The sequence below is a fragment of the Photobacterium alginatilyticum genome, from assembly GCF_009910675.1.
Lineage (GTDB): Bacteria > Pseudomonadota > Gammaproteobacteria > Enterobacterales > Vibrionaceae > Photobacterium > Photobacterium alginatilyticum.
The window spans coordinates 1-3,759 of the sequence record NZ_RSEJ01000065.1 but is presented as its reverse complement, the minus strand read 5'-3'; the positions used below and the strand labels follow the sequence as shown (position 1 = coordinate 3,759).

General features: G+C 42.6%; 3 protein-coding genes. All 3 read right to left on the bottom strand.

Features of this window, described 5'->3' with window-relative positions; translation table 11 throughout:
• Window positions 1-1,556: 1,556 nt before the first annotated feature.
• Entirely contained in the window at window positions 1,557-1,742 is a 186-nt protein-coding gene (locus EIZ48_RS27665; protein ID WP_160658553.1) for a hypothetical protein, read from the bottom strand.
• Between the two features lie 360 nt (window positions 1,743-2,102).
• Window positions 2,103-2,450 (bottom strand): hypothetical protein, encoded by a 348-nt coding sequence (locus EIZ48_RS27660; protein ID WP_160658551.1) that lies wholly within the window; start codon window positions 2,448-2,450, stop codon window positions 2,103-2,105.
• Window positions 2,451-2,612: 162 nt separating this feature from the next.
• Complete coding sequence (locus EIZ48_RS27655) at window positions 2,613-3,122, bottom strand: hypothetical protein (RefSeq protein ID WP_160658550.1); 510 nt, start codon at window positions 3,120-3,122, stop codon at window positions 2,613-2,615.
• Window positions 3,123-3,759 lie beyond the last annotated feature (637 nt).

The window sequence follows — 3,759 nt, the reverse complement described above, 5'->3', positions numbered from 1 at the left end:
CAAAGAACGAAACAACCTGCGTTTCCCAGAACTTTAAGGACAGCCCTACGATGAGCGAATGGCCAAAGAGTTCCCGTTCTTGGGCGATGCGGTTACGACCAGATCAAAAAGCAGGCTTTTCCGATGCCTAACGCCTGCAATAAGGTGCCCCACACTGAACTAGCAAAGCACGCCAAACTCCATACCAAAACCGCCGAGTGTAACGGGTCACCTTGATTGCTTTGTTAGGCATTTCCACTTGCGGCACTCCAACTTGACCGACCAACTCTCAGCGCAGTCCGCCGCCAACCATGGGATACAGCAACAAAGAATCTTAACGTAACATAAATACTTTCAACACTTTAAAGCCAGCTAAACTTGCATGACAACCTTATGAGGTGTTAATTGAGGCTGCATCACCAGGCTGACAGGTTGAGTTGTCGACAAGCCTTTCACTGCGGTGTAACGAGGAAACTAGGAACGCTTATTGCCATCGTCTGAGGCAGCAAAGAACGGAGCAACTTGCATTTCCACACCCTTAAAGAACAGCCATGCAATGAACGAATGACCTGAGAATTCCCGTTCTTGGGCGACATGGTCACGACCAGATCCAAAAGCAGGCTTTTCCCATGCCTAACGCTTGCAATAAGGTGCCCTGCGCTGAACTAACAAAGCACACTGAACTTCATACCAAAACCGCCGAGTGTAACGGGTCACCTTGATTGCTTTGTTATGGCAAACTCAAGGGGTTTGAATCACTTACCAGATACGCTACCGCTACAGAATCATCTGCTCGAACGCCAAACATCCTAACCTAACTTTATAATCCGGGATGGCGTTGGTTTATAACTTCCGGAACTAATTATCAAGAATCATCGGTTACTGGACAATGAATCGCTTTTTACTAACAGATATTAATCTGAAGCTTCGAGAAAAATTTCTAAGGATTGAAACTTGTTAACCAGGAGCCTAAGTTGATAGTTTTCTTTCGATGAAGTTTCAGCATTACTAACAAAGTGAACTGCCGGCAAATCAAGCGTGCGGCGGACAAAGCCAGTCAATTTCACAGTTCGTTATACCGAAAAGCGTTCAGGTATATCGCCTGCAAAGAACGACTTGGTAGCTGCTAAGCTTGACCCACAGAACGAAAAGCAAACACCACGTTGCCTGTGCAACCTTATGCCATAACGCCAGCCATAAGGTGCGCCCCACCGAACTCACCAAGCCAGCTGAACTTCAAACCAAAATTGCCGAGTGTAATGCGTCACACTTGATGGCCTTGTTAGGGCAAACTCAAGGAATACGGGCACTTAACACGAACGCTACAGCTACAGCTACAGCTACAGCTACAGCTACAGCTACAGCTACAGCTACAGCTACAGAATGATCGACTCCAATACCAAACAGTCTATCCTACCATCAATAATCGTACAGTTGGGAATCCATTAACCTCATGAACTAATTAACAAAATCAGTAGCCAATGGACAACGAATTGCTCTTTACCAAACGGATATAATCGGAATTTTCGGGCATAATAGCCAAGAACTAAACACTGATAATCTCAGCGCAACACTTTCTAAATTGCAGCAATCTCAATATTACTAGAGTTCACTTCGTTGGTGCTAGAGAACACGATCTTGGCATCATCATTAGCGTCAATTGAAAACTCAGCACCTTTATCGACAAAAAATACAATTGTTACACCATCAATATTCACGAGTATATCACCTGAAACATTCCCTATATTTTTAAACTTTTTCATAATTATTCCTTAATCTGTGGTTGAAAACCTCTTTGATAGCCTTAGCCAAAAATTACATATTCTCATTCGATGAAGTCTCAGAGATTGTTATCAGCGACAGCCCGAACTAAATCAAGAGTGCTGCGAACAAAACCAGCCAATCTCACAGTTCGTTATACAGAAAAGCGTTCAGGTATATCGCCTGCAAGGAACAACTTGGTAGCTGCTAAGCTTGCCCCTCAGAGCGAAAAGCGAACACCACGTTGCCTGTGCGACCCAGTGCCCTAACGCCTGCAATAAGGTGTGCCCCACTGAACCAACAAAGCACACTGAACTTCATACCAAAACCGCCGAGTGTCCAGCATCACCTTGATTGCCTTGTTAGGAATAGGTTTGCGGTACTCCAACAAACACTTCCTGAACGCTCAGTTCAATCCATTTCTTTCTTACGAGTCCCTGTATACTATTTATAATTACAAGAACACCAAATTCAATTAATTTGAAAACTTCATCATCATAAGCATCGTTTAATGGGTGACTTACCTTGTATCCACCGTGAATAAATGAACTGCGTAGATCGTTTAAGTCTCTTAAGCTAGCTTTGAAACGCTTTTGCTTATTAATGGGTATTTCTAATAAGAATATTGCTTTCGAAGCAATATCATTAAAGCCACGCCCAGCTTTTGTTCCATATATTGCTTCCAACGCATGAAAAACCCAAGAAACCATACTTACATCGGTTTCAAGGATGCATATATGTAACAAAGAAAAAATTGCTCTTTCAATTGAGTGTTCTGACTCTAGCTTATCTCCAACTTGTAAACTATCGAACCAGAACTTAACATTGTCGATAGGTAGTGTCGTTGCTAACTGAATTGGACCGTCGACATTTTAATTCAAAGACTGAGAAAAATAAAAGTTGGACAATTTGAATTCATAATCATCACTATCAATGGTTAATACTGACGAATATAAATCAAGAACACCCGGGACACTAATATTTGCAACAAAGAAGATATCCATCAACAATTTCTTTAAAGCAAATATAGCGTTTTGTTTATTAGCAAAATCAGAAAATTGCAGTGCTATTGGAAGCCTAACAACTCCCCAAGTATCATCTTCATTGCATTCTTTCTGGATTTTAGCTAAAACTTTATACTTTTGCCCTTCTATTGTCGTGTAGTACTCGCTTTCAGGGTTATAACTTTCAATAACAGTGTTAACTAACGCACTCCAATCTACATCGATTCGATAGTCTTCACCTGAGAAAGAAAGCTGGTTGCAAGAATAAAGCATTGAAATTTTAGCAATAACATCGGTGTCTATTTGACATATATCCGCATCATCCCCGCTATAATCTCTCGGCTTAAAATTACAAGTTAAAACACCTTTAACTTCCACATAGTCTCCTACTATTCCTAACGCTTGCAATAAGGTGCCCCACGATTAACTTACCAAGCGCATCGAACTTCAAACCAAAACTGCCGAGTGTAATGGGTCACCTTGATTGCTTTGTTAGGCATTTCCACATGTGAAATTCCTACTTGGCCGCCGAACTCTCAGCGCARTCCRCTGCCAACCATGGGATACAGCATGCAMTAAATCTCAAGTAACACTAATACTATCAGCACCTTAAAGCCAGATGCATTTACATGACATCCTGATGAGATSCTAATCAAGGCTGCATCACTGGACTGATGGGTTGAGTTTACGACAAGCCTTTCACAGCAATGCATCGAGGAAACTAAGAACGTTTATTGCCACCGCCTGAGGCAGCAAAGAACGTAGCAACCTGCATTTCCCAGATCTTTAACGACAGCCTTACGATGAACGAGTGGCCTAAGATTTCCCGTTCTTGGGCGATGCGGTTACGACTAGATCAATAAGCAGGCTTTTCCCATGCCTAACGCTTGCGATAAGGTGCCCCGCACGAAACTAACAAAGCACACTGAACTTCATACCAAAACCGCCGAGTGTAACGGGTCACCTTGATTGCTTTGTTAGGCATTTCCACTTGTGGCCCCCCTACTTGGCCGCC